We start from the raw sequence: 23,798 nt of genomic DNA on the forward strand, positions 1-23,798 counted from the left end.
ACTCAGTAAGCGTCCATCTGCTCACGTTGAACCGCCAGCGGCACTGTGCTGCTGGCGGGTATCTGTGCGTTTCGCTCAGACTTCCTCGATCTTGACCCACCGCGATTCTTGCGCTGCCAGTCGAATGGCCGTCGCCAGGCGTTCGACTTCCCACGCCTGTTCGAAATCTGTTCCACCCTGAGACAAGCCTGCCAGCGCCATCACCAGATCATGGACTTCCAGTGTCTTGAGTTCGTTGTATCCGAGTTGATGCCCTGCCGCCGGGCTGAACGCCGCATAACCCGGCAGATTCGGCCCTGCCAGCAAACGCTGGAAACCGTCTTGGCCGGCACGAAACAGACGCAGCTCATTCAGGCGTTCCTGATCGAATGCCAAAGTCCCTCGGGTGCCGCTGATTTCAAAACTCAGGTGATTCTTGTAGCCGTGCTTGAGCCAGCTGCTGCTGAACGTGCCCCGGGCGCCATTCGCAAACCGCAACAAGGCGTGGACCTGATCGTCGACCGCGACTCTGCGTTGTTCCGGGCTGCCAGCCGTGGCGGGACGTTGCCGGTGCACGGTCTGGGTGTCGGCGCTCACTGCCTCGACATCGCCCACCAGATAGCGGGCCATGGCCAACAAGTGACTGCCCAGATCGGCCAGTGCACCGCCGGCATGATCGGCATCGCAACGCCACGACCAGGGTGACGCGGGATCGGCCATGAAGTCTTCGCTGAATTCACCCTGGAAACTGATGATCTGACCCAAGTCGCCGTTTTCAATCAGCTGCCGGGCGAGCACGATCATCGGGTTGTGCTGATAGTTGTAACCCACCCGCGTCACCACACCCGCCGCTTTCGCCGCCAGACGCATGGCGTCGGCCTGTTCCAGATTCACCGCTAACGGCTTTTCGCAATACACCGGTTTGCCGGCGGCGAGGGCGGCCATGGCCATGGGGTAATGCAGGTGATTGGGCGTGGTGATGGCGATCAGATTGACCTGTGGGTCATCGATCAGTTGTTGCCAGTCGCTATGAGCGGTGTCGAAACCCCAGGCATCGGCGCGGTGGCGGGCACGCTGCGGATCGGCGTCGGCCAGGGCGGCGAGTTTGAGCTTGAGGGGCAGTTCGAAAACCGCACTGACGTTGCGAAACGCCAAGGCATGGGCGCGGCCCATGAAACCTGTGCCAATGAGTCCGATACCGAGTTCACGCATAGCCGGGGTCCTTTTGGGATTTTGTTTTCAGGAGGGGCTATTAATGGAATAAAAATTCCTTATTTGCAAATGGTGGAATTAAAATTCTTTCGCGTGGGCAAAAAAGAAGGCAGCCCTAAGGCTAATGCCAGTCAGTTAAGCAGTAATGCAATCCGTAGCAGCTGGCGAAGCCTGCGTTCGGCTGCGAAGCAGTCGTGAATCTGGCTAACGCGGTCCGCCTGACGCACCGCAGTTGCTGATTTTACGACTGCTACGCAGCCGAACGCAGGCTTCGCCAGCTGCTACGGATCGCGGCTTAACTGACCGGCATTAGCCCTAAGGCTGCCTTTTGTTCATCCGGTAAATCGGATCAGGACAAGAACCCACCATCCACATTCAACGAAACCCCGGTGGTGTAACTCGACGCATCACTGGCCAGATACAACACCGCTCCCGCCATTTCACTCGGATCCGCCACACGCTTGAGCGGAATCTGTTGCAACGCGGTGTTCAAAATAGCCTCATTTTTCACCAGCGCCGAAGCAAATTTGGTGTCGGTCAAGCCCGGCAGCAGGGCGTTGCAGCGGATGCCGAACTGCGCGCACTCCTTGGCGAACACTTTGGTCATGTTGATGACCGCCGCTTTGGTCACGGAGTAGATGCCCTGGAAGATCCCCGGCGAGATGGCGTTGATCGAGGCGACGTTGATGATGCTGCCGCCGCCGTTTTCGCGCATCAGCTTGCCGGCTTCCACCGACATGAAGAAGTAGCCGCGGATGTTCACGTCGACGGTTTTCTGGAAAGCGCTGAGGTCGGTGTCCAGTACGTTGCAGAACTGTGGGTTGGTCGCCGCGTTGTTGACCAGGATGTCCAGGCGCCCGAACTGTTCGCGGATACCGGCGAAGACCTGGCTGATCTGTTCCATTTCACCGATGTGACAAGCAACGGCAGTGGCTTTGCCGCCGGCGGCGATGATCGCGTCGGCCACGTGCTGGCAGCCGTCGAGTTTGCGACTCGAGACGATCACGTGGGCGCCTTGCTGGGCCAGCAGTTTGGCGATGGCTTCGCCGATGCCGCGGCTGGCGCCGGATACGAATGCGATTTTGCCGTCGAGATCGAACAACTGAGTCTTGGACATGGTTTTTCCTTGTTATTGGGGCCAGTGGCGTGATCAGAGGCTGGATTTCGAAATGACTTGCAGGCTCATCTGCTCCAGTAGTTTGTTCATGTGAATGAACTGCGCGAAGCGTTTGTCCTGGGTCTGACCATGGAAGAAGCGGTAGTAGATCTGCTGCACGATGCCCGCCAGGCGAAACAGGCCGTAGGTGTAGTAGAAGTCGAAATTGTCGATCTGGATGCCTGAACGCTCGGCGTAGTAATCGACGAATTCACGGCGGGTCAGCATGCCCGGTGCGTGGCTCGGCTGGCGGCGCATCAATTGCACCGGTGCCGGGTCGCCGGCTTCGATCCAGTAGGCGAGGGTGTTGCCCAGGTCCATCAGCGGGTCGCCGAGGGTGGTCAGTTCCCAGTCGAGCACGCCGATGATGTCCATCGGGTTGTTCGGGTCGAGGATCACGTTGTCGAAGCGGTAGTCGTTGTGGACGATGCTGGAGGTCGGGTGATCGGCCGGCATCTTGTCGTTGAGCCAGGCTTTGACCGCTTCCCACTTCGGCGCGTCCGGGGTCAGGGCTTTTTCGTAGCGATCGCTCCAGCCTTTGATCTGCCGCGCGACATAGCCTTCGGGTTTGCCGAGGTCGCCCAAACCATAGGCGTTGTAGTCGACCCGGTGCAGCTCAACGAATTTGTCGATGAAGCTCTTGCACAGCGCTTCGGTTTTCGCCGAATCCAGACCCAGTTCCGGCGGCAGTTCGGAGCGCAGGATGATCCCCTTGACCCGCTCCATCACATAGAACTCGGCGCCGATCACTGATTCGTCGGTGCAGATCACGTAGGCTTTGGGGCAGTACGGAAAGCCATCGCGGAGCTGATTGAGAATGCGAAATTCGCGGCCCATGTCATGAGCGGACTTGGCCTTGTGCCCGAACGGCGGCCGACGCAGCACAAACTCCTGTTCGGGGTATTCCAGCAAGTAGGTGAGGTTCGACGCACCGCCTGGAAACTGGCTGATCTGCGGCAAACCACTCAGGCCCGGAATGTGGGCCTTGAGGTACGGATCGATCAGGCTGGCATCGAGTTCTTCGCCGGTGCGGATACGGGTGGACTGATCAGTAAGCGCCATGCTTATCCCTTCTGCTTATTTTGGAGGCCTGAGACTATTGGCTAATCTAATGCGCACGCCCGACACCCACAACCACGAACGGCCCTTATAGGTGAGCGTGTTGCCGGGCAATCATTGTTTTTGATACACCTGTTTGAATGGTGTTCAGATCATGCTCGTCGTCGATGGCAGGGCAATCGGGGTCAATACCGGATTGCCGGTGAAGAACGCCACCAGATTGCGACCTACCAGCTCCACGGTGCCTTGAGTGGCTTCCGGGGACAAACCGGCGACATGCGGGGTGAGGATCACATTGGCCAACGCCTTGAAGGCATTGGGTACTTGGGGTTCTGTGTCGAAGACATCCAGCGCAGCGCCGGCAATCCTGCGCTGCTCAAGCGCGCTGATCAGGTCTGCGGTGACAATCACGCTGGCTCGGGCGATGTTGACGATGAACCCCTGGGGGCCCAAGGCGTCGAGTACTTGTCGGTTGATCAGGTGTTTGGTGCCCAGTCCGCCAGGGGTGGCGACGATCAAAAAGTCTGATTTCCGTGCCAGCTCCGTCGGCGTCGAGCAGAAGCTGTACGGCACATCGCTGCGATGCTGGCGGTTGTGGTAACTGACCGTCATGTCGAAGCCGTGGGCGGCGCGTTTGGCGATGGCCATGCCGACCGCACCGAGGCCCAGGATGCCCAGGCGCTTGCCGGCCAGGGACGGGCGCATGATTTTCGGCCACTCACCCCGGCGCACGGCGGCGTCGCAACGGGGAATGTCACGCACCAGAGACAGCAGCATCGCCATGGCATGGTCGGCGACTGAAGAGGCATTGACTCCGGCGCCATTGGTAACCGTTATGCCCCGGTTGGCGGCGGCTTGCAGGTCGACGTGTTCGTAGCCGGCGCCGATCACGCAGATGATCTTGAGATTGTGCAGGGCGGCGATTTCGTCGGCATACAGGCCCAATGGGCCGCGGGTCAGCACCGCATCGATCTGCGCGCCATGGCGTTTAATGGCATCGGCGCGCTCGGCAGGCGTGGGCGCCAGAATCAGGTGAAAACCCTGATGTTCGAGAATCGGCAGGTAATCATTGATGGTTTCAACCAGTACCAGAACGGTTGCGGGCATGCTGGGCTCCTGTGCGCATTGGAAAGTCGGGGCTCGAAAGTTGCTTCAAAACGTTGCTTCAAATTGCTGATTGCGCAACGGTTTGGCATTTACCAAAGATAGCAGGCTTATGGCCTGTGACTCAGTGTAGGAGCGTTCCGTAGCGCTTACACATCCACGGTGTTCAACACCTTTGCGAAGGCACCGTTCAACGTCGCGTTATGGTGTTCGATGATCGACCGCGCCGGCAGCGCCGGTGTGTCCATGCAGGTATGCGCATCGGCCACGAGTATGGGTTTGAACCCCAACTCGGCCGCCGCCCGGCAGGTGCTGTCGATGCAATATTGGGTTTTCATGCCGGCGATGAACACCTCATTGATGCCGCTAGCCCGCAGTTGCTCCGCCAGCGCGGTGGCGTAAAAGGCATTGGGTCGGGTTTTGTCGAACAGGGTGTCGGTGCTGGCATCCAGATCCAGTGCGGGCAATAGCTGCCAGAAGGGGCTACCGACTTCGATGGGCGAACCTTGAGGGCCGGTATGGCGCACCGCGAAGATCGGCACGTTACGCTCCCTGGCCTGACGAATGAGTTGCTGGACGTTCGCCAGTATCCGTTCACCGTCGTAGGGTTTTTCCGGGCCGTGGAACAGGCCGACCTGCATATCGATGATCAACAGCGCTGATGACATGGGTGTTTCTCCTTGGGTGTCGTACGAAAAGTGCCGAACGGACGGGAGAAACGACAAGGCCCCGTCCATTGCTGGCGGGGCCTTGGGTTCACTGCGCTGTGTTTATCTCAGCCAGCCACCGCACGACCCGCCGGAAGCGGTCGTGGTGGTGCGGGTGAGGTTCAGCGCAGGAATATTCATGAGGCCGATCATGCTGTCGGCGTCGTGGGTGTGTCAACGGCCGTGTCCGAGGTGAGAAATGTCCGGGCTGCGTCGAGAATTTCATCGGACAAGGCGTCACCCCGGGTTGCACGGGCCAGGGTCAGGGCGCCGACCATCAGCGAATAGTCCACCAACGCTTTTTGCCAATTGGTTTCGGGCTGATCCGCGCCCATCAGCGGTGCCAGCATCTGCAGCAATGCCTCCAGCCCTTGGGTGTAGGTCTGGTGCAATCCACTTTCAGCGGTTTCATGGCACATGTCGCCGGCAAACGCGGTCACCGGGCAGCTTTCGCCCGGATTATCGCGATTGGCCGCCGACAGGTAGGGCGCGATGATGCTCTCGCGGGCCGAGAGGCTGTCGTCGTTATCCTCTATTTTCTGCTTCCAGCGTTCCATGGATTGGGTGAACGCCCGGCTGCACGCCTCTTGCGCCAGCGCTTCCTTGGATTCGAAGTGACCATAGAACCCGCCATGGGTGAGGCCGGCCGCGCCCATCACGTCGACGACACTGATCCCGTGCAGGCCGCGTTCGCGAAACAGCCGCGTGGCGGCCTCGACGATGATCTCGCGGTTGAGTTCGGCTTGTTTGCGGGAGACTCGGGGCATTGACGGCTCACAGGTATATAAAAGGTAGAAATCAGCTGGCGTATTGAGCAATGCCGTTGCCAAACGACCAGTTCTCTTTCTTGACCTCCACCAGATTGATGAATACATCTTCCAGGCGCACCGCCAGTTCTGCGTTAAGGCTCTCGGCAATGGTTTTGTAGAGGAGTTTTTTCTGCTCGATGGTGCGGCCTTCGCTCAGGGTGATCTGAATCACCACCAGATTGTCGGTGCGATTGATGCCCAGGTAGCCGGGATCAAAGATGAAATGCTGTTCATCGTGCTCGGCAAGAATCTGGAAGTTATCGTTCTCCGGCACGCCAATGGCGCTGTGCATGGCGGCGTAGATCAATTGCCCGACACGTTTGGCATAAGTCGGGTCTTGATGCTTTTTGATGTCGACGCGAACGAGTGGCATGAGAGGGCTCCGCAAGTAAGGACTGCCGGTCAGCAGTCACGATCGAAATTACATGACGGTAATCCTTTGTTAAATAGATTTTTTAAAACATCTATTTAATAAAGGATGCCAGAGGATCTGATCCGCACAACCACTCCTCAGCTAAGTCTTTGCTTCTGCTCATTAATCCCGGACAATCGCGCCCCTGTTTCGGCCAGGGCGCTGCCTGTCGGATTTTTCCGACTCGTCCTGACCGGGTAGCAACTGACCGGAATGCGGAGATCCCACCGGATGAATGATCAGGCCAATAGCGTCGACGAACGCTATGTATCGGCGGCACCAGCGACGCTTGAGAGCTGGAATCGCCATGACACCACCTGGATGCTGGGCCTGTTTGGCACGGCCATTGGGGCTGGCACGCTGTTTTTGCCGATCAACGCGGGTCTGGGCGGCTTCTGGCCGTTGCTGGTCCTGGCGGTGTTGGCGTTCCCCATGACGTTTTACGCACACCGTGGCCTGACACGTTTTGTGTTGTCCGGACGCGAAGGCGCGGACATCACTGAAGTCGTGGAAGAGCACTTCGGGATCAAGGCTGGCGCGCTGATCACCTTGCTGTACTTCTTCGCGATCTTCCCGATCCTGTTGATCTACAGTGTGGCCCTTACCAACACCGTGGGCAGTTTTCTCGAGCATCAACTGCACATCATGCCGCCACCGCGCGCCGTGCTGTCGTTGGTGCTGATCCTCGGCTTGTTGGCGGTGGTTCGTTGCGGCGAGCAGGCGATCGTCAAGGCCATGAGCCTGATGGTTTATCCGTTCATTGTTGCGTTGCTGTTCCTCGCGGTGTTCCTGATTCCCCACTGGAACGGCGGCATTCTCGCCACCGCGTCGACGCTGCCAGAACCGTCGGCACTGCTCCACACGCTGTGGCTGGCGATTCCGGTGATGGTGTTCTCGTTCAACCATTCACCGATCATCTCGGCGTTCGCGGTGGACCAGAAGCGTCGTTATGGCGATCACGCCGAAGAGCGCAGTTCGCAGATCCTGTCCCGCGCCCACGCCTTGATGGTGGTGATGGTGCTGTTCTTCGTGTTCAGTTGCGTGCTGACCCTGTCGCCAGCGCAATTGGCTGAAGCCAAGGCGCAGAACCTGTCGATCCTGTCGTACCTGGCCAACCACTTCAGCAACCCGACCATCGCCTTCGCGGCGCCGTTGATTGCGTTCGTGGCCATTTCCAAATCGTTCCTGGGTCATTACATCGGCGCCAGCGAAGGTCTTAAAGGTCTGATCGTGAAGAGTGGCAAGCGCCCGGCACCGAAGACTCTGGATCGCATGACTGCCGCCTTCATGCTGGTGGTCTGCTGGATCGTTGCCACGCTGAACCCGAGCATTCTCGGGATGATCGAAACCCTCGGTGGCCCGATCATCGCCGCGATCCTGTTCCTGATGCCGATGTACGCGATCCGCAAGGTTCCGGCCATGGCGCGTTATCGCGGTCAGGCTTCCAACGTCTTCGTTACGGCGGTGGGCCTGGTGGCAATTTCGGCGTTGATCTACTCGCTGACTGCCTGAGTTTGAATCACCACTGATGTTTCTGTGGGGGCTGTGAGTCCGCTATCGTCGGAACGCCGCCCGGAGCAAGCTCGCTCCCACAGGTTCTGCGCGGTCCGTGTGGGAGCGAGCTTGCTCGCGATTGGGGCCGCGCGGTCCTCGGGTAAGCAAAGCAGTGAGTCCCACATTTGCTCAGGCATAAAAAAACGCCGCTCATCATCACGATGGGCGGCGTTTTTTTATGCGTTGAAAATGCTCAACACCTGACCCAGAGCCGACATTCCGTGCGCTTAGCGATTAAGCTTGAGGTTGCATAAACGCGTCATAGAGCGTTTGCCGAGGACTTTTCCCGGCCAGTCTATTTTTCTCTGGAGACGCTTCATGGCTCAGGCTCACGGCGCATCGGCGCAACCCCGTGCCGATAGGCCCAACCGTTGGCTGGATGTGTTGGCCGGGTTGTCGATCGCCGGTTTGTTGTTACCCGAGGCGGTCGCCTATTCAAGTATCGCCGCGTTACCGCCCCAGGCCGGCGTGATTGCGTTATTTGCCGGTCTGCTGTGTTACGGGCTGTTCGGCACCAGCCGTTTTGCCATCGTTTCTGCGACGTCGTCTTCGGCGGCGGTACTAGCCGCCGCCACAGCCACTTTGGCCAATGGTGACTCGGGCCTGCGCATGACGCTGGCGATCGGTCTGGTGCTGGTGACGGGTGGGTTTTTCCTGCTGGCCGGGTTGTTCAAACTCGGCAGCGTGACGTCTTTTATTGCCAAACCGGTGCTGCGAGGCTTTGCCTTCGGTCTGGCAGTGACGATCATCCTCAAGCAAGTAGCGAGCATCGTTGACGTGCACTTGAGCAATGGCAACCTGATCCGTTTCCTGGCGCAACTGCTTGAGCAGTTGCCGCAGTGGAACCGGGTCGGCGCGCTCGTGGCGGCCGTGTCCTTGCTGGTGCTGTGGCTGTGCACGCGGGTCAGGCGTTTGCCAGGAGGTTTACTGGTGGTGGCGCTTGGCATCGCGGCCGGTCAATGGCTGAACTTGCCCGCTTATGGGGTGAAACTGATTGGCGTGATCGACTTGAGCCTGGAGGTGCCGCGCCTTCCTGTGCTGCCGTTTACCGACTGGCTGCGCCTGGGCGAATTGGCGTTTGCCATGGTGATGATTCTGTACGCCGAGTCTTACGGATCGATCACCTCGTTTGCGCTCAAGCACGGCGACCGTGTGTCCTCGAACCGCGATCTGCTGGCACTCGGTGCAGCCAATTTGCTGTCGGGCCTGTTCCATGGCATGCCGGCGGGCGCCGGTTACTCTGCGACGTCGGCCAATGAGGCGGCTGGTGCTGGATCGCGTCTGGCGGGCGCGGTAGCAGCGGGGGTGGTGTTGCTCATCGTCTTGACGGTGTTGCCCTGGATTGCCCTGACCCCCGAGCCGGTACTGGCGGCCATCGTCATTCATGCATTGGCACGCGGCTTGAGCCTGCAGCCATTGGGCCGGTATTTCGTCTGGCGTCGCGATCGGCTACTGGTGATTTGCGCGGTGGCGGCGGTGCTGGTGCTGGGTGTGTTGGACGGCTTGTTGGTGGCGGTGGTGATCAGCGTGGTGCTGATGTTGAAACAGATGTCATCGGCGGATATTCAGGTGCTGGGCCAAATGGGCGGCGGCCATGATTTTGTCGACGTGCAACGCCATCCCCAGGCTAGCGAGATCCCCGGAGTGTTGATCGTCAGGCCGAGCGAGGCGCTGTTTTTTGCAAACGTGGAGCGCATTCTGGGCGGTGCATTGCGCCTGGCCCGGCATGCATCGCCACCGATTCATACGATCATTCTCAGTCTGGAGGAGTCTCCAAACCTCGATGGCACCAGCATCGAGGCGCTGGAAGCGTTTTTTATGCAAGTGCGGGCGCTGGATAAGTTGTTGATCCTGGCACGGCTCAAACACGAGGCCAAGGCGGTTCTCGCACAGTTACCGGCGCAGGAGCTGGAGCAGGTGAGTCTTAGCGGTTTGAGCGTCGACGGTGCCGTGCAACAAGCACTCAAGTCGTCCGCATAACCTGTGGGAGCGAGCTTGGTCCGGGCGGCGTTCCGACGATGGCGGTGTGTCAGTCAACATTGATATTGAATGTACTACCGCCATCGTCGGAACGCCGCCCGGACCAAGCTCGCTCCCACAGGGGTTAGGGCAAAACATACGTGCATAAAAAAACGCCGCTCATCTCACGATGGGCGGCGTTTTTTATTGCGTTGCAGCGTTAGGCTTGAACGACCGGGATGTTGGCGTTCGCAGCAGCTTCACGGAACTCGGCGATCTGGTCGAAGGACAGGTAGCGGTAAACATCGGCCGCCATGCTGTCGATCTTGCCAGCGTATTCCATGTACTCCTCGACGGTCGGCAGGCGACCCAGGATGGAAGCAACAGACGCCAGCTCGGCCGAAGCCAGGTAGACGTTCGCGCCGTCACCCAGACGGTTCGGGAAGTTACGGGTCGACGTCGACACAACAGTCGAGTTCGGCTCTACACGTGCCTGGTTACCCATGCACAGCGAGCAGCCCGGCATTTCCATGCGAGCGCCGGCCTTGCCGTAGATGCCGTAGTAGCCTTCTTCGGTCAGCTGGTGAGCGTCCATTTTGGTCGGCGGCGACAGCCACAGACGGGTTGGAAGCTGACCTTTGACCTGTTCCAGCAACTTGCCGGCAGCGCGGAAGTGACCGATGTTGGTCATGCACGAACCGATGAACACTTCGTCGATCTTCTCGCCAGCAACGCTGGACAGCAGACGGGCGTCGTCCGGATCGTTTGGCGCGCAGAGCACAGGCTCTTTGATGTCGGCCAGGTCGATTTCGATGATTTCAGCGTATTCGGCGTCAGCATCGGCAACCATCAACTCAGGGTTGGCGATCCAGGCTTCCATCGCTTGAGCGCGACGTTCCAGGGTACGTGCATCGCCGTAGCCTTCGCCGATCATCCAGCGCAGCAGGGTGACGTTGGAGCTCAGGTACTCGGTGATCGACTCTTTCGACAGCTTGATGGTGCAACCGGCAGCCGAACGTTCGGCCGAGGCGTCGGACAGCTCGAAAGCTTGCTCGATGCTCAGGTTGTCCAGGCCTTCGATTTCCAGGATGCGGCCGGAGAAGGCGTTCTTCTTGCCTTTCTTCTCGACGGTCAGCAGGCCAGCCTGAATCGCGAAGTAAGGAATGGCGTGAACCAGGTCACGCAGGGTGACGCCCGGTTGCATTTTGCCTTTGAAGCGCACAAGGATCGATTCCGGCATGTCCAGCGGCATAACGCCAGTGGCCGCAGCGAACGCTACCAGACCGGAACCGGCCGGGAACGAAATGCCCATCGGGAAACGGGTGTGCGAGTCACCACCGGTACCGACGGTGTCCGGCAGCAGCATGCGGTTCAGCCAGCTGTGGATGATGCCGTCGCCCGGACGCAGGGAAACGCCGCCGCGGGTCATGATGAAGTCTGGCAGGGTGTGGTGGGTGGTCACGTCGATCGGCTTAGGGTAAGCCGCGGTGTGGCAGAAGGACTGCATTACCAGATCGGTCGAGAAGCCCAGGCACGCCAGGTCTTTCAGTTCGTCACGGGTCATCGGACCGGTGGTGTCCTGAGAGCCGACGGTGGTCATTTTCGGTTCGCAGTAAGTACCTGGACGAACGCCTTTGCCTTCTGGCAGGCCGCATGCCTTGCCGACCATTTTCTGTGCCAGGGTGAAGCCCTTGCCGGTGTCGACAGGTGCTTCAGGCAGTTTGAACAGGTCGGTAGGGCCCAGGCCCAATTCGGCACGGGCCTTGTCGGTCAGGCCGCGGCCGATGATCAGCGGGATACGGCCGCCAGCACGAACTTCGTCCAACAGCACCGGCGTCTTCATTTCGAAGGTGGTCAGGACTTCGTCAGTGCCGTGTTTGCAGACTTTGCCAGCATGCGGGTACAGGTCGATCACGTCGCCCATGTGCATGTTGGTGACGTCGAATTCGATTGGCAGTGCGCCAGCATCTTCCATGGTGTTGTAGAAGATTGGAGCGATCTTGTTGCCGAAGCAGAAACCGCCAGCACGCTTGTTCGGGATGAACGGAACGTCGTCGCCGAAGAACCACAGCACCGAGTTGGTGGCGGATTTACGCGAAGAACCTGTACCGACCACGTCACCGACGTAGGCGATAGGGAAGCCTTGACCGCGCATTTCTTCGATCTGCTTCATCGGACCGGTGACGCCCTGGACGTCAGGCACGATGCCTTCACGGGCCATTTTCAGCATGGCGAGGGCGTGCAGAGGGATGTCCGGGCGGGACCAGGCGTCCGGAGCAGGGGACAGGTCGTCGGTGTTGGTTTCGCCGGTGACCTTGAACACGCGCAGGCTGATCTTGTCGGCCAGGACAGGGCGGTTTTTGAACCACTCGCCGTCAGCCCAGGATTGCAGCACGCCTTTGGCGTGAACGTTGCCGTTCTTGGCTTTTTCAGCGACGTCGTGGAAAGCGTCGAACATCAGCAGGGTGTGCTTGAGTTCTTCGGCAGCGACTGGCGCCAGTTCGGCGTCGTCCAGCAGATTAACCAGAGTCACGATGTTGTAGCCGCCCTGCATGGTGCCGAGCAGTTCAACAGCGCGTTTCTTGTCGATCAGAGGGGATTTTGCTTCGCCTTTAGCGAGGGCAGACAGGAAACCGGCCTTTACATAGGCTGCTTCGTCCACACCTGGCGGAATGCGATTGGTGATCAGGTCAACGAGGAAGGCTTCTTCGCCAGCCGGGGGATTTTTCAGCAGCTCGACCAGGCCTGCAGTTTGTTCGGCGTTAAGCGGCTGGGGAACGATACCCAGTGCTGCACGCTCTTCGATATGTTTGCGGTAGGCTTCAAGCACAGTTATTACCCTCATCAGTGGTCCCAAATGGGTGTCCGGGACGCTCATCCCGAAATTGCCGTACTCATGCGCTGCGAGGCGTTGTGGGCCACTTAGCCAGAATTACCGACAATTCCTTACAGAAGCTGCTTTCAAAGTTTTACGCCTGCAGAACGGGGAGCTGATGAGGGTTGGCGTTGGGCTTTTCCCCGCTGGAAAAACCCTTCGCCAACACCGCTCTGAAGGAACGACTGTGCTCGTGACGCTTTGAAAACAGCTTCTAACGGACATTGGCGCCTTAAAAGGCTGGCTGATTCTACGGCAAAAAAAAATTAAAGGTAAGTTAGACCCTCAAGATTGAGGGGTGATCAATGTTAGACAAAGGGCTAACATGCCGACCTGTTCTGCTTTCCCGTGCTCTCCCAACCTATGCCCAATCAGACCATCAAGACCCCCTGCGTCGGCCTCTGCTCCACTGTTTACGGTGATTTGGTGTGCCGTGGCTGCAAGCGTTTCCACCATGAAGTGATCAACTGGAATGGTTACAACGACGAGGAGAAACGCGCGGTGTGGCTGCGTCTTGAGCTGCTGCTGTCCCAGGTGATGGCCAGCAAGCTTGAAGTTTTCGATCCACAGCGTCTTCGACTGCAGCTGGAGCAGCGCAAGATCCGCTTTGTGCCGCATCAGTCGGAATATTGCTGGGCCTATCAGTTGATCGCCCGGGGGGCGCGGGTCATCAACAACCTTGAAGCGTATGGAATGGTGCTGATGCCAGAGTTTCGCGACTGGAACCTGCCGGAACTGCGAGACGCCATTGATCGGGAGTTCTTTTTACTCTCCGAGGCGCATTACCAGCGCTACATTGCACCTGGCTTTCTCAGGGATGCCTTCGGCGGCTGATTTTTAAAGTCAAAGATCGCAGCCTTCGGCAGCTCCTACAGAGGGATGCGATTCATGTAGGAGCTGCCGAAGGCTGCGATCTTTTGATCTTGCTTAATGCTGGGTCACGATCTCCTCCAGATGATCCATGATCGTATCCGGCTTCAGCACCAGCACATCGCTCTCCACCGCATCCAGTACCACCTCCGCCGTATTCCCGATCAACGCCCCTGACAAACCCGATCGTGCGACAGTGCCAATCACCGTCACCGCCGCCTGCAGCTTGTGAACTATGAACGGAATCAACACATCCGCCGGACCTTCCTCGATATGCAGGTGCTCGTCATCGATATCGAACTCGGCCTGAAACGCCTTGCACTGTTCGCGATAGCGCGCCTCGATGGTTTCGCTGAGCTGCAACGTCGGGTCGGCCGCCGACAGCATCGGCGACGGATGGGCGCTGACCACGTGCAAATGGGCCTTGGCCAGGCTGGCGATGTCGTAACCGTGATCGACAATGCAAGAGTGCAAGGTGCGGTGTTCACCATCGGTACTACCGACGTCGATCGCCGCCAGAATGACGCCGCCAGTCCAGGGTTTCGAGGTTTTGACCAGCAGCACCGGCGTCGGGCAGTAACGCAGCAGTTTCCAGTCCGCCGGGGTCAGCAGGGCTTTTTTCAGCGGACTGTCGGGGTAATGCTGCTTGACCACCAGTCCGCAGCCTTCAGCTTGCTGCACATCGACAATGGTTTCGTGCAGGCTTTCGTTCCAGGCCTGCTCGGTGGTGACGCTGTAGCCGTCCTCGATCAGCGCGGCCTTGAGCACACCCAACATGCCGCTGTGGTCATGCTTGCGGTCGCAGACCAGCAGATGCAGATGAGCCTGGGTCACGCCGGCAATCAGCTTGGCCCGTTTGAGCGCCAGGCTTTCCGAGTGTTCAGGTTCGAGGACCACCAGAATGCTGCGAATGGCTTGCATGATCGGGATCTCCATGAAGTAAAAAATACTGCGTTGGACAACTATAGTTGCTGCCCGGCCATTCGGGACTTGATGTATATCAACGGTCGCGACTGGTGGTCTGCCGGCAGGCCGGTATAATCGGCGCCCTTCGATTTTGAACCTCTTATCCGTGAGCCCCATGATCCTTCCCGAAATTCACGAGTTCCTCGGCTGCCGCACCCCCGATGGCTGGGTTCAGGCCGCGCTGGCTGATCAGGAAACCCTGCTGATCGATCACAAAAACTGTGAATTCAAGGCCGCCAGTACCGCGTTGAGCCTGATCGCCAAGTATCACTCCCACGTCGATCTGATCAACCTGATGTCGCGTCTGGCCCGGGAAGAACTGGTGCACCACGAACAGGTCATGCGCCTGATGAAAAAGCGCAAGATCGAGCTGCGTCAGCTGTCTGCCGGGCGCTACGCTTCGGGCCTGCGCAAAGTGGTGCGCAGCCACGAGCCGGTCAAACTGGTGGACACCCTGGTGGTCGGCGCGTTTATCGAAGCTCGTAGCTGCGAGCGTTTTGAAGCGCTGGTGCCGCATCTGGACGGAGAGCTGGGCAAGTTCTACTTTGGCCTGCTGAAAAGCGAGGCCCGACATTTTCAGGGTTACCTGAAACTGGCCTACCAGTACGGTGATGCCAAGGACATCGCCCAGGTGATCGACAAGGTCCGCGCCGCCGAGCAGGAGCTGATCGAGTCGCCGGATGTGGAGTTTCGTTTCCACAGCGGTGTGCCAACCGCGGCGTGAAGATCAAAAGATCGCAGCCTCGTTTCACTCGACAGCTCCTACATTGGAGTGCATTTCCTGTAGGAGCTGTCGAGTGAAACGAGGCTGCGATCTTTTACGTCTGAATTGTTAAAAACTCTTAAAAGAATGAAACATCTCCGAAAACCGGCCCCCGTGGCCGGTTTTTGCTGCCTGCGATAACCGTCCGGTCACCGATTGGCGCCATAATGCCGGCCACTTCACACAAGGGTTGGCAGACGGGCGTTATGGATAACCTGGGTTTTGGCAAAGTACTGCTGGTGGAAGACGACGAAAAGCTCTCCGGGCTGATCGCGCATTTCCTGTCCCAACACGGTTTTGAGGTGCTGCAGGTGCATCGCGGCGACCTCGCATTGGCCGCGTTCCTCGAATTCAAACCGAAAGTCGTCGTGCTCGACCTGATGCTGCCGGGCCAGAGCGGTCTGCACGTGTGCCGCGAGATCCGCAGCGTATCCGACACGCCGATTGTCATTCTTACCGCCAAGGAAGATGACCTTGATCACATTCTCGGGCTGGAGTCCGGCGCCGATGACTACGTGATCAAACCGATCAAACCGCCGGTTCTGCTGGCCCGGTTACGCGCCTTGCAACGCCGCCAGTCGCCGGACAGCGGCGTGTGCAGCGCGCTGGAATTCGGCCATCTGAGCATCGACCGTAGCTGCCGGGAAGTGCGGCTGGCGGGTGAGGGCATCGAACTCACCACCATGGAGTTCGAACTGCTGTGGTTGCTGGCCAGCGCCGCCGGCAAGATTCTGTCCCGCGACGACATCCTCAACCGCATGCGCGGTATTGCCTTCGACGGTCTCAACCGCAGCGTTGACGTCTACATCAGCAAGCTCCGAGGCAAGCTCAAGGACAACCCTCGAGAACCGGTGTGCATCAAGACCGTCTGGGGCAAGGGTTACCTGTTCAATCCGTTTGCGTGGGAGTTGTAAATGCTGCGGTTATTTTTGGGGTTGTTTCTGGTGATGACGGTGGGCCTGGTGCTGGGGCTGCAAACCGTCGAGCGCACGTTCGATGCGCTGCTCGACGGTCAGATGCAGAGCTACAACCGAGAGGCGGTGCGTGGCCAGGCCTGGTCGCTGGCCGAGCAGTTGCACGGTCTGGACGGTTCGGCCCGGGAGCGACAACTGGAAGCGGTGCGCCCCCACTACGGCTTGGGCCTGACCCTGGTCGAGACCGATCAATTGTCCCTGACCGAGCAGGAGAAAGCCGAGTTGGCCCAGGGCCTGCTGGTGATTCGCGACAAATACACGCAGTTCATCTCGCGCATTGACGACGGTTCGCAACTGCTCAGCATCAAGCTGCCGGCCGAACCGAGCCTGATGCCGTTCTACATTGCCGCGGCCTATCTGATGATCGCGGTGATGATCGGTTTCGTGTTGCTTTTCTGGGTACGGCCGCACTGGCGCGATCTGGAGAAGCTGCGTCTGGCGGCCGAGCGTTTTGGCGATAATGATTTATCGGCGCGTATTCAGCTTTCCAAGCGTTCGAACATTCGTGACCTGGCCGACCACTTCAACCTGATGGCGGCGCGCATCGAAAGCCTGATTGCCAATCAGCGCGAGCTGACCAACGCGGTGTCCCATGAACTGCGTACGCCGATTGCCCGGCTGTCGTTCGAGCTTGACCAGCTCAAGCAGCAACCCGATCCAACCCATAACCGTGAACTGATTGCTGACATGTACGCCGACCTCGGCGAACTGGAAGAGATGGTGTCCGAACTGCTCACCTATGCCAGCTTCGAGCGCGGCGCCACGGTGATCACTCGGGAAAACATTCAGGCCAGCAGTTGGCTCGACAGCGTGGTCGGCAGCGTCGCGCTGGAAGCCGAAGCCGCCGGCGTGCAATTGCTGATTGTCGAGTGTCAGGTCGATGAGGTCCGCATCGAGCCGCGTTTCATGGCCCGGGCGGTGATCAACCTGCTGCGCAATGCCATTCGTTATGCCGATGAGCGGGTGGAAGTGTCGTTGGTGCGCACCGGTGATCACTACGAAGTGCGGGTCAACGACGACGGGCCGGGTGTGCCGATGGACGGGCGGGAGAAAATCTTCGAACCGTTCTCGCGCCTGGACGCCAGCCGCGACCGCCGCACTGGCGGCTTCGGCCTGGGCCTGGCGCTGGTGCGGCGGGTGTCGCAATCCCATGGCGGGCAAGTGGAAGTGGCGGACTCGCCGTGGGGCGGGGCGTCATTTCGCATGACCTGGGCACACCTGGATTAGATCAAAAGATCGCAGCCTTCGGCAGCTCCTACATTGGCATGTCGTACACCCTGTAGGAGCTGCCGAAGGCTGCGATCTTTTAAAAGGTGTACACAACCTGCCCAGCCAGCGATGTCTGCATCCGCCGCTCAACAATCGGACTGTCCGCCGCATCATTCGCCAAATACTGCACCGCCAGCACCGTCGAAACACTCCACTGATCATTGATGGGCAATGTCCAAGTCAAATCCGCCCCGCGACTCACCAGCCCGCCATGGGTGTCATAAGCCCTGAACCGACTGCGCGACGCTTGGGCATCGCTGACGCCGTACCAGGTGCGCACGTAATTGCTGTCACCAAACTGGCTATTGAGGCTGCCCACGACCTTGCCATGTTCACCTTCATAAAACGGCGCGCTGATGCTCAGTTTCAACCGGTTCCATGCCGAGCCGGTGTCATGATCGTCATCGTCTTTTTCCAGCGCATGCTCAAAGCTCGCACCGAGGATAATCGGCCCCATGTGGTAAGTCCCGTCGAGCCCCAGCGCCGGGCGCGACTTGATCGAGCCCATGCCGTTCAGCTCATCCGAACCTTTGAACCCGGTCTTGCGATCCTTGCGCACATCACTGGCGCCGATGTGCACGCTGAGGCCGAAGTCGTTCTCGTCAAACGCCCAGCCCAGACCCTTTTCAGTGTCCAGGAAGAATCCGTAAGGGCTGACGATTTCACCGCCCAGCAGCGGCGCCACCACGCGTTCGTCACTGCCGCTGTAACGGGGCACGCTGGCTGCACCGGCCCGCAAGGTGTAGCGCCAGTCTTCAGCGCGCAAAGAGTCAGTGGGAATGAGCAGGCAAAGCGAAGTCAACGACAGACATAGCGAGCGAAACATGCGAGCACCCGTGGGAGTTTGGATGCGCCCATGCTAGGCGGCTGCCGGCCAGCAATCTTTGACAGCTTTGTCGGGAAACTGTCAAAGACTGTGAACCGGCTTAGCGGCTCAAACCCAAGCGGTCATGCCACTCGGCGATGGATTCTTCGGGATAGACGTCGAACTGCTGATTCCCAGGATGCGCCTCGACTTCCACCCACGGCGCCTTGGAACCGAGCATCAAGTGCGTGTGCTCCGGTGGCACCGGCAGCGGGGTGTCGATGGCAGAGGCAAACGGGTGAATCAGCTCCGGCCATTCCGGGCTGAACAGCCACAAGCCTGAGCCACACAGAGAACAGAAGTGCCGCTCGGCGGTGCTGCTGTGGGTGCGTTTATCGCCTTCGTCCTTGAGTCGTGCGTGATAAATCGCGATGTGCTTGCGACCGCGCACCTTCAGGCTGGCGGCATCGCCACCCAGGTTGATCGCGTAGCCGCCACCGCCCTGGGTCTTGCGGCAGATCGAGCAGTAGCAACGTTGATACGGGTAGGGGTGGGCGCTGGTCAAACTGAACGACACCGAGCCGCAATGGCAGGAGCCTTCGAGCTGCATGGGAACCTCCGACAGGTCTGGAACTTACCCAAGACAGCCTAGACCTTCAGCGCCCCTCGACCGGTACGAGAATCGCATCGCCGGTCGCCACCAGTTTCAGTTGATCGCCGGTTTGCGCAAACAACTCGGCGCGGGCGAACACCTGCTTCTTGCCAGCCTTCACCACCTGACCCCGAGCGATGAACACTTCGCCGATGGCGGGTGCCAGGCAGCTCACTGAAAAATGCGATGCCAGCACGTTGCCGGCGACCGTTCCGGCTGCGAATCCGCAGGCTGTGTCGAGCAGCGCGCCGATCAGTCCGGCGTGCAGGAAGCCTGCGTACTGCGCCATATCGCTCTCGCGAAAAGCCATGGTGAGCTCGGCTTCGCCGCTCTCGGCGCGAGTGACTTCGAAACCGGCCCAGCGGTTAAAGGCTGAGGTTGAGTTGATCTGTTTGAGTGTGTTGAGCATGGCGAATCCCTCCGATTGAGAGATTCAACATGCGCCGGGTTTGGGGGGAAGTCATGGTGGATAAGGGAGGGTGATGGGGCGTTGGATTTGTGGTGAATGTGCTGGCCTCATCGCGAGCAAGCTCGCTCCCACAGGGGATCTCCTGTGAACACAAACTCTGTGAACGACTTAGATCAAATGTGGGAGAGAGCTTGCTCGCGATGAACGATAACGCGGTCCCGCTGGACGCCCGCAAATGACCAAGGCAGCATGAGCGCCTTCATCACTGGGGCTGAACTCATGCGACGACTGCCTTCTTTAGCAGCACTCAGAACCTTCGAATGCGCCGCCCGTCACGCCCATTTCGGCCGGGCAGCGGCGGAGTTGTGCGTCACCGACAGCGCGGTCAGCCATCAGATTCGCCAGCTCGAAGAGCAATTGGGCGTGACGTTGTTCATCCGAGAAGGCCGGCAAATTCGCCCGACGATGGCCGCCGGGCGCCTGATGCAAAGCTTGCAGCAGGCCTTCGAGCTGATTGGCGACGCCTGCGATGAACTGCGTGACCCGTCATCGCTGGCGGTGTTGCGCCTGGCGGTCACTGCCGAGCTGGCGCAAAAGTGGTTGATGAGTCGCCTGACGGATTTTTACGCGCGCTATCCGCACATCACTTTGCACCTCTACGAACAACCGATCGACGCCACGGCGCCGGGCGAAGACATCGACCTGGCGATCACTTACGGTACCGGCCCGGTGGACAGCAGCGCGTACTTCGTCCGGCCGTTGCCGGCGTTGCAGTTCTTCCCGGTGTGCAGCCCCGGACTGTTCAACCAGGGCACCTTGAAAACGCCGAAGGATCTGGCGCGTCATTGCCTGCTGCACGACGATCAGGACGGCAAGACCTGGACCGCCTGGCTCACCAGCCATGCCGGTGATCAGCGCCCGGAACGGCAGCTGTATTTCGCCCACGCCGGTTTGGCGCTGGAAGCGGCGGCCCAAGGGCAGGGCGTGGCCATGGGCGATAACTTGACCGCGCAGGAGGATTTGCTCAGCGGTCGGCTGGTCCGGCCGTTCACCTCCAGCATGACTGCACTCGGCCAATATGCGTTGGTGTGTGAGCGGGTGCGGCTGGAGCGCCCGGCAGTGGCGCAGATGCTGGAATGGTTCAACGATCAGCTGATCGATTGATGAATTGAATTCAAGTATTCCGAAATAATCCTCGTTGGCGAGGAGGGCGCCGGCGACCGTAGCCTGTGGTTATTCCAATCCCCGCTGATGAGGTTTGACCATGGCACGTTTGCTCGACTCCACCCCCAAACTCGATGGTTTCCGTTTGCCTGGCGAATTCGAAACCAAGTCCGGTTGCTGGCTCGGCTGGCCGGAGCGCACCGATGTCTGGCGCAATGGTGCCAAGCCTGCGCAGAAAGTCTGGGTGCAAATCGTCACCGCCATCTCCCGGAGCGAACCGGTCACCGTGTGCGCGTCCGCCGCGCAGTTCGCCACCGCTCGCCGCCAATTGCCACCTCAAGTGCGGGTGGTGGAAATGACCTGCAACGACACCTGGTACCGGGACAGTGGCCCATGCTTTGTGGTCAACGACGACAGCGGTGAGGTGCGCGGCGTGGACTTCGAGTTCAACGCATACGGCGGCCTCGATGGCGGCTTGTATTACCCGTGGGACAAGGACGACCAGATCGCCAGCAAAATCCTCGAAATTGAACGGTTCGACCGCTACCGCGCGCCGCTGATTGCCGAGCTGGGCGGTATCCAGAGTGACGGCCAGGGCAGCATTCTCACCACCGAACAATGCCTGCTCAACCGCAATCGCAACCAGCACCTGGGCAAGGAAGAAGTCACCCGGCGACTGACCGACTACCTCGGTGCCGAGCAAATCATCTGGCTGCCACGGGGCTGCAAATTCGACGAAACCGACGGCCATGTCGACGATCTCGCGTGCTTCGTGCGCCCCGGTGAAGTGGTGCTGCAATGGACCGATAATCGCGATGATCCGCAATGGGAAATCTACCAGGAGGCCTACGACATTCTGCGCAGCACCCGCGACAGCCGTGGCCGCGAGCTGAAAGTGCACAAGCTGCCGCAACCGGATGTGCTGGAATGGACCGCCGAGGAAGCCGAAGGCCTGGATCAGCAAGACAGCACGCACACCCGTCAGGCCGGGACGAAAATCTGCGCCTCGTATATCAACTATTACGCCGGCAATTCCTCGATCGTGGTGCCTTTGTTTGGTGATCGCCATGATCAGGCGGCGCAGGCGACTCTGGCCGAACTGTTCCCGCAACACACAATCGTCGGTATCGAAAACTCTCGGGAAATCCTCCTCGGCGGCGGCAATGTCGCCTGCATCACCATGCCGCAGTACGCAGGCAGTGCCTGCAGCAAAAAGGGAGTTTGAAAATGGGCCTGCACAAACTGACTCAAGCATTACTGCTGGTGCTCGCACCCCTGTGTGTGCAGGCTGCCGACACCGCCAAACCGGTGGTCAATCTGTACATCTGGGGCGAGTACCTGGCCCCGGACACCCTGACCAATTTCGAGAAGAAAACCGGCATCCACGTGGTGGCCGACCACTTCGACTCCCTGGAAACCGTCGAGACCAAACTGCTCACCGGCCGCAGCGGCTATGACCTGGTGCTGACTGCGGGTCAGCATTTGTCCCGGGCGATCCAGAGCGGTGCGATTCAAGCCCTGAATCCGCAACAGCTGCCGCATTTTGCCGGCGTGGGTGATGAGTTCCGCCAGCACATGGCGGTGTTCGATCCGGGTAATCGCTACGCCGGGATCTACGCTTGGGGCACCACCGGCATCGGCTATCAGGAAGAGGCAATCAAGAAGCGCCTGCCCGACGCTCCACGGGACAGTTGGGCGATGCTGTTCGACCCGGCGGTGGTGTCGAAATTTGCAGATTGCGGGGTCAGTTTGCTCAACGATCCCAACGAGGTTTTCGCCGCGGTCATGAAGTACATGGGGCTGGACATCAACCGTCAGAACCTCGATGACCTGAAACGGGCTGAACAGCAACTGGCGAAGATTCGGCCCTATATCCGCTACTTCGACAATGACCTGAACATCAGCGACCTCGCCAATGGCAACACCTGCGTCGCGATGTCATGGAACGGCAACGTGGCCATCGCCGCCGGACAGGCCGAGGCTGCGAACAAGCCGTTCACGCTGAGTTATCGGATTCCGAAGGAGGGCACGTTGATCTGGTTCGACGCGATGGTCATTCCCAAGGATGCGCCGCACCCGCAAGCGGGGCTGGCGTTGATGGATTATCTGATGACGCCGGAGGTGATTGCGCCAATCACTGACGCCATCCACTACGCCAACGCGATTACGGCGGCGGACGGCTTGATTGATCCGGCGATTCGCAATGACCCGGGGACGTATCCGTCGGCTGAGGTGAGGGCTTCGTTGTATAGCAAGAATGACAATGGCAAGGCGTTCAATCGGGCTTTGATTCGGGCGTTTAGTCGGTTGAAGTCGGGGTTGTGACTGGCCTTGGATGATGTGTTGAATGTGCTGACGCCTTCGCGAGCAAGCCCGCTCCCACAGGTTATGCGTCGAGCACAGATGTTGCGTACACAAAGAACCTTGTGGGAGCGGCGGTGCGACGATTCGACTTGCTCGCAAAGAACGATAACGCGGTCTACTTGCCAGTCATCCGCCACAAATACCAGGACGCCACCGTCCGGTATGGACTCCACGCCAACCCGATCTCAATCATCTGCTTGCGATTGGGCTGCGCCTCCAACCCCTTCATCCGCCGATATCCCTCACGCACCCCGAAATCATCGGCGGGCAAGATATCCGGCCGTTCCAGGCTGTAAATCAACAACATCTCAACCGTCCAGCGCCCAACCCCACGTAGCGTAATCAACCGCTCGATCAGCGCCTCATCATCCATGGCCAGTGCCGTGGCGTAATCCGGCACTACACCGTCCAGCGCCGCTTGGGCAATGCCCTGAATGGTCGCGATCTTGCTGGCGGAAAAACCGCAACTGCGCAGTTGATCGAACTCGGTCGCCAGAATCTGTTCAGGCCTCGGGAACGCGCCCGTCCCAAACAACGCCAGCAACCGACCGACAATCGCATCCCCGGCCTTCGCATGCAGTTGCTGGTAGGCAATCGCCCGCACCAGCGACTCATAAGGATCGCGAGCCGCATGGGGCTGATGCAGGCAAGGGCCGATGGCGGCGATGTGGCGGCGCCAGTCCTCATCGATGGACGATAGAAACTCGGTGGCGGGCAGATAGACGTCGGGCATGGG

22 protein-coding genes are annotated in these 23,798 nt (G+C 59.4%); 9 read left to right on the top strand and 13 right to left on the bottom strand.

Annotated features, from left to right (window positions below; genetic code table 11):
• Positions 1-75: 75 nt before the first annotated feature.
• The 7 genes from ACMXYH_RS13915 to ACMXYH_RS13945 form a co-directional block, all read right to left on the bottom strand.
• On the bottom strand, positions 76-1,191 hold the full coding sequence (locus tag ACMXYH_RS13915) for a Gfo/Idh/MocA family protein (protein WP_415767423.1): 1,116 nt from the start codon (positions 1,189-1,191) through the stop codon (positions 76-78).
• Positions 1,192-1,540: 349 nt separating this feature from the next.
• On the bottom strand, positions 1,541-2,308 hold the full coding sequence (locus ACMXYH_RS13920; RefSeq protein WP_415767424.1) for an SDR family oxidoreductase: 768 nt from the start codon (positions 2,306-2,308) through the stop codon (positions 1,541-1,543).
• 33 nt (positions 2,309-2,341) lie between these two features.
• On the bottom strand, positions 2,342-3,409 hold the full coding sequence (locus ACMXYH_RS13925; protein WP_415767425.1) for a phosphotransferase family protein: 1,068 nt from the start codon (positions 3,407-3,409) through the stop codon (positions 2,342-2,344).
• A gap of 144 nt (positions 3,410-3,553) precedes the next feature.
• On the bottom strand, positions 3,554-4,513 hold the full coding sequence (locus tag ACMXYH_RS13930) for a 2-hydroxyacid dehydrogenase (protein WP_415767426.1): 960 nt from the start codon (positions 4,511-4,513) through the stop codon (positions 3,554-3,556).
• Positions 4,514-4,659: 146 nt separating this feature from the next.
• Positions 4,660-5,178: a cysteine hydrolase family protein gene (locus ACMXYH_RS13935; RefSeq protein WP_134421645.1), complete on the bottom strand. Its 519-nt coding sequence runs from the start codon at positions 5,176-5,178 to the stop codon at positions 4,660-4,662.
• 188 nt (positions 5,179-5,366) lie between these two features.
• Positions 5,367-5,984: a TetR/AcrR family transcriptional regulator gene (locus ACMXYH_RS13940; RefSeq protein ID WP_415767427.1), complete on the bottom strand. Its 618-nt coding sequence runs from the start codon at positions 5,982-5,984 to the stop codon at positions 5,367-5,369.
• A gap of 31 nt (positions 5,985-6,015) precedes the next feature.
• Positions 6,016-6,399, bottom strand: a complete 384-nt coding sequence (locus ACMXYH_RS13945) for a tautomerase family protein (RefSeq protein WP_008149859.1) — start codon at positions 6,397-6,399, stop codon at positions 6,016-6,018.
• Positions 6,400-6,669: 270 nt separating this feature from the next.
• Between ACMXYH_RS13945 and ACMXYH_RS13950 the strand changes: the two genes are divergently transcribed.
• Both ACMXYH_RS13950 and ACMXYH_RS13955 read left to right on the top strand, forming a co-directional pair.
• Positions 6,670-7,950 (top strand): serine/threonine transporter, encoded by a 1,281-nt coding sequence (locus ACMXYH_RS13950; protein WP_033054568.1) that lies wholly within the window; start codon positions 6,670-6,672, stop codon positions 7,948-7,950.
• A gap of 360 nt (positions 7,951-8,310) precedes the next feature.
• Complete coding sequence (locus ACMXYH_RS13955) at positions 8,311-9,972, top strand: SulP family inorganic anion transporter (RefSeq protein WP_415767428.1); 1,662 nt, start codon at positions 8,311-8,313, stop codon at positions 9,970-9,972.
• Between the two features lie 199 nt (positions 9,973-10,171).
• Here the strand turns inward: ACMXYH_RS13955 and acnB are convergent, their stop codons facing one another.
• Positions 10,172-12,781 carry a bifunctional aconitate hydratase 2/2-methylisocitrate dehydratase gene (gene acnB, locus ACMXYH_RS13960; RefSeq protein ID WP_415767695.1) on the bottom strand — a complete coding sequence of 870 codons (2,610 nt, stop codon included), beginning with the start codon at positions 12,779-12,781 and terminating at the stop codon, positions 10,172-10,174.
• Positions 12,782-13,189: 408 nt separating this feature from the next.
• On the opposite strand from acnB, the gene ACMXYH_RS13965 reads away from it, so the two are divergent.
• Complete coding sequence (locus ACMXYH_RS13965; protein WP_134421641.1) at positions 13,190-13,660, top strand: DUF1289 domain-containing protein; 471 nt, start codon at positions 13,190-13,192, stop codon at positions 13,658-13,660.
• A gap of 93 nt (positions 13,661-13,753) precedes the next feature.
• Here ACMXYH_RS13965 and ACMXYH_RS13970 read toward each other — a convergent pair whose 3' ends face one another.
• Positions 13,754-14,617, bottom strand: a complete 864-nt coding sequence (locus tag ACMXYH_RS13970; RefSeq protein WP_129444790.1) for a universal stress protein — start codon at positions 14,615-14,617, stop codon at positions 13,754-13,756.
• A gap of 160 nt (positions 14,618-14,777) precedes the next feature.
• On the opposite strand from ACMXYH_RS13970, the gene ACMXYH_RS13975 reads away from it, so the two are divergent.
• The 3 genes from ACMXYH_RS13975 (at position 14,778) to ACMXYH_RS13985 (ending at position 17,626) form a co-directional block, all read left to right on the top strand.
• The gene (locus tag ACMXYH_RS13975; protein WP_415767429.1) at positions 14,778-15,386 is read left to right on the top strand and encodes a tRNA-(ms[2]io[6]A)-hydroxylase; all 609 of its coding nucleotides are present in this window, start codon (positions 14,778-14,780) and stop codon (positions 15,384-15,386) included.
• A 245-nt stretch (positions 15,387-15,631) separates the two neighbouring features.
• Entirely contained in the window at positions 15,632-16,339 is a 708-nt protein-coding gene (locus tag ACMXYH_RS13980; RefSeq protein WP_415767696.1) for a winged helix-turn-helix domain-containing protein, read from the top strand.
• Positions 16,340-17,626: an ATP-binding protein gene (locus tag ACMXYH_RS13985; protein ID WP_415767430.1), complete on the top strand. Its 1,287-nt coding sequence runs from the start codon at positions 16,340-16,342 to the stop codon at positions 17,624-17,626.
• 79 nt (positions 17,627-17,705) lie between these two features.
• On the opposite strand, the gene ACMXYH_RS13990 is transcribed toward ACMXYH_RS13985, so the two are convergent.
• The 3 genes from ACMXYH_RS13990 to ACMXYH_RS14000 all read right to left on the bottom strand — a co-directional run bounded on the left by ACMXYH_RS13990 (position 17,706) and on the right by ACMXYH_RS14000 (position 19,534).
• A complete protein-coding gene (locus ACMXYH_RS13990; protein WP_415767431.1) occupies positions 17,706-18,494 on the bottom strand; it encodes a MipA/OmpV family protein in 789 nt (262 codons plus the stop codon).
• Positions 18,495-18,594: 100 nt separating this feature from the next.
• Complete coding sequence (locus tag ACMXYH_RS13995) at positions 18,595-19,083, bottom strand: GFA family protein (RefSeq protein WP_415767432.1); 489 nt, start codon at positions 19,081-19,083, stop codon at positions 18,595-18,597.
• Positions 19,084-19,129: 46 nt separating this feature from the next.
• Positions 19,130-19,534, bottom strand: a complete 405-nt coding sequence (locus tag ACMXYH_RS14000) for a PaaI family thioesterase (RefSeq protein WP_129444785.1) — start codon at positions 19,532-19,534, stop codon at positions 19,130-19,132.
• 279 nt (positions 19,535-19,813) lie between these two features.
• Between ACMXYH_RS14000 and ACMXYH_RS14005 the strand changes: the two genes are divergently transcribed.
• From ACMXYH_RS14005 to ACMXYH_RS14015, 3 genes are all read left to right on the top strand, one after another.
• Entirely contained in the window at positions 19,814-20,698 is an 885-nt protein-coding gene (locus ACMXYH_RS14005) for a LysR substrate-binding domain-containing protein (protein ID WP_033054579.1), read from the top strand.
• A gap of 100 nt (positions 20,699-20,798) precedes the next feature.
• Complete coding sequence (gene aguA / locus ACMXYH_RS14010; RefSeq protein WP_415767433.1) at positions 20,799-21,923, top strand: agmatine deiminase; 1,125 nt, start codon at positions 20,799-20,801, stop codon at positions 21,921-21,923.
• Positions 21,924-21,925: 2 nt separating this feature from the next.
• Complete coding sequence (locus ACMXYH_RS14015; RefSeq protein WP_415767434.1) at positions 21,926-23,023, top strand: extracellular solute-binding protein; 1,098 nt, start codon at positions 21,926-21,928, stop codon at positions 23,021-23,023.
• A gap of 154 nt (positions 23,024-23,177) precedes the next feature.
• Here ACMXYH_RS14015 and ACMXYH_RS14020 read toward each other — a convergent pair whose 3' ends face one another.
• Positions 23,178-23,795: a DNA-3-methyladenine glycosylase family protein gene (locus ACMXYH_RS14020; RefSeq protein ID WP_415767435.1), complete on the bottom strand. Its 618-nt coding sequence runs from the start codon at positions 23,793-23,795 to the stop codon at positions 23,178-23,180.
• Between the last annotated feature and the right edge of the window lie 3 nt (positions 23,796-23,798).

The sequence above is a fragment of the Pseudomonas frigoris genome, assembly GCF_047758635.1.
GTDB classification, from domain to species: Bacteria; Pseudomonadota; Gammaproteobacteria; order Pseudomonadales; family Pseudomonadaceae; genus Aquipseudomonas; species Aquipseudomonas frigoris.

What these genes read in the sequence shown, in the direction of transcription:
- ACMXYH_RS14020 (WP_415767435.1), bottom strand. Translation starts at nt 23,795, where the DNA reads ATGCCCGACGTCTATCTGCCCGCCACCGAGTTTCTATCGTCCATCGAT.
- ACMXYH_RS13925 (WP_415767425.1), bottom strand. Translation starts at nt 3,409, where the DNA reads ATGGCGCTTACTGATCAGTCCACCCGTATCCGCACCGGCGAAGAACTC.
- ACMXYH_RS13930 (WP_415767426.1), bottom strand. Translation starts at nt 4,513, where the DNA reads ATGCCCGCAACCGTTCTGGTACTGGTTGAAACCATCAATGATTACCTG.
- ACMXYH_RS13920 (WP_415767424.1), bottom strand. Translation starts at nt 2,308, where the DNA reads ATGTCCAAGACTCAGTTGTTCGATCTCGACGGCAAAATCGCATTCGTA.
- ACMXYH_RS13980 (WP_415767696.1), top strand. Translation starts at nt 15,632, where the DNA reads ATGGATAACCTGGGTTTTGGCAAAGTACTGCTGGTGGAAGACGACGAA.
- ACMXYH_RS13965 (WP_134421641.1), top strand. Translation starts at nt 13,190, where the DNA reads ATGCCCAATCAGACCATCAAGACCCCCTGCGTCGGCCTCTGCTCCACT.
- ACMXYH_RS13985 (WP_415767430.1), top strand. Translation starts at nt 16,340, where the DNA reads ATGCTGCGGTTATTTTTGGGGTTGTTTCTGGTGATGACGGTGGGCCTG.
- ACMXYH_RS14000 (WP_129444785.1), bottom strand. Translation starts at nt 19,534, where the DNA reads ATGCTCAACACACTCAAACAGATCAACTCAACCTCAGCCTTTAACCGC.
- ACMXYH_RS13915 (WP_415767423.1), bottom strand. Translation starts at nt 1,191, where the DNA reads ATGCGTGAACTCGGTATCGGACTCATTGGCACAGGTTTCATGGGCCGC.
- ACMXYH_RS13970 (WP_129444790.1), bottom strand. Translation starts at nt 14,617, where the DNA reads ATGCAAGCCATTCGCAGCATTCTGGTGGTCCTCGAACCTGAACACTCG.
- ACMXYH_RS14005 (WP_033054579.1), top strand. Translation starts at nt 19,814, where the DNA reads ATGCGACGACTGCCTTCTTTAGCAGCACTCAGAACCTTCGAATGCGCC.
- ACMXYH_RS13975 (WP_415767429.1), top strand. Translation starts at nt 14,778, where the DNA reads ATGATCCTTCCCGAAATTCACGAGTTCCTCGGCTGCCGCACCCCCGAT.
- ACMXYH_RS13940 (WP_415767427.1), bottom strand. Translation starts at nt 5,984, where the DNA reads ATGCCCCGAGTCTCCCGCAAACAAGCCGAACTCAACCGCGAGATCATC.
- aguA (WP_415767433.1), top strand. Translation starts at nt 20,799, where the DNA reads ATGGCACGTTTGCTCGACTCCACCCCCAAACTCGATGGTTTCCGTTTG.
- ACMXYH_RS13955 (WP_415767428.1), top strand. Translation starts at nt 8,311, where the DNA reads ATGGCTCAGGCTCACGGCGCATCGGCGCAACCCCGTGCCGATAGGCCC.
- ACMXYH_RS13950 (WP_033054568.1), top strand. Translation starts at nt 6,670, where the DNA reads ATGAATGATCAGGCCAATAGCGTCGACGAACGCTATGTATCGGCGGCA.
- ACMXYH_RS14015 (WP_415767434.1), top strand. Translation starts at nt 21,926, where the DNA reads ATGGGCCTGCACAAACTGACTCAAGCATTACTGCTGGTGCTCGCACCC.
- ACMXYH_RS13935 (WP_134421645.1), bottom strand. Translation starts at nt 5,178, where the DNA reads ATGTCATCAGCGCTGTTGATCATCGATATGCAGGTCGGCCTGTTCCAC.
- ACMXYH_RS13990 (WP_415767431.1), bottom strand. Translation starts at nt 18,494, where the DNA reads ATGTTTCGCTCGCTATGTCTGTCGTTGACTTCGCTTTGCCTGCTCATT.
- ACMXYH_RS13945 (WP_008149859.1), bottom strand. Translation starts at nt 6,399, where the DNA reads ATGCCACTCGTTCGCGTCGACATCAAAAAGCATCAAGACCCGACTTAT.
- ACMXYH_RS13995 (WP_415767432.1), bottom strand. Translation starts at nt 19,083, where the DNA reads ATGCAGCTCGAAGGCTCCTGCCATTGCGGCTCGGTGTCGTTCAGTTTG.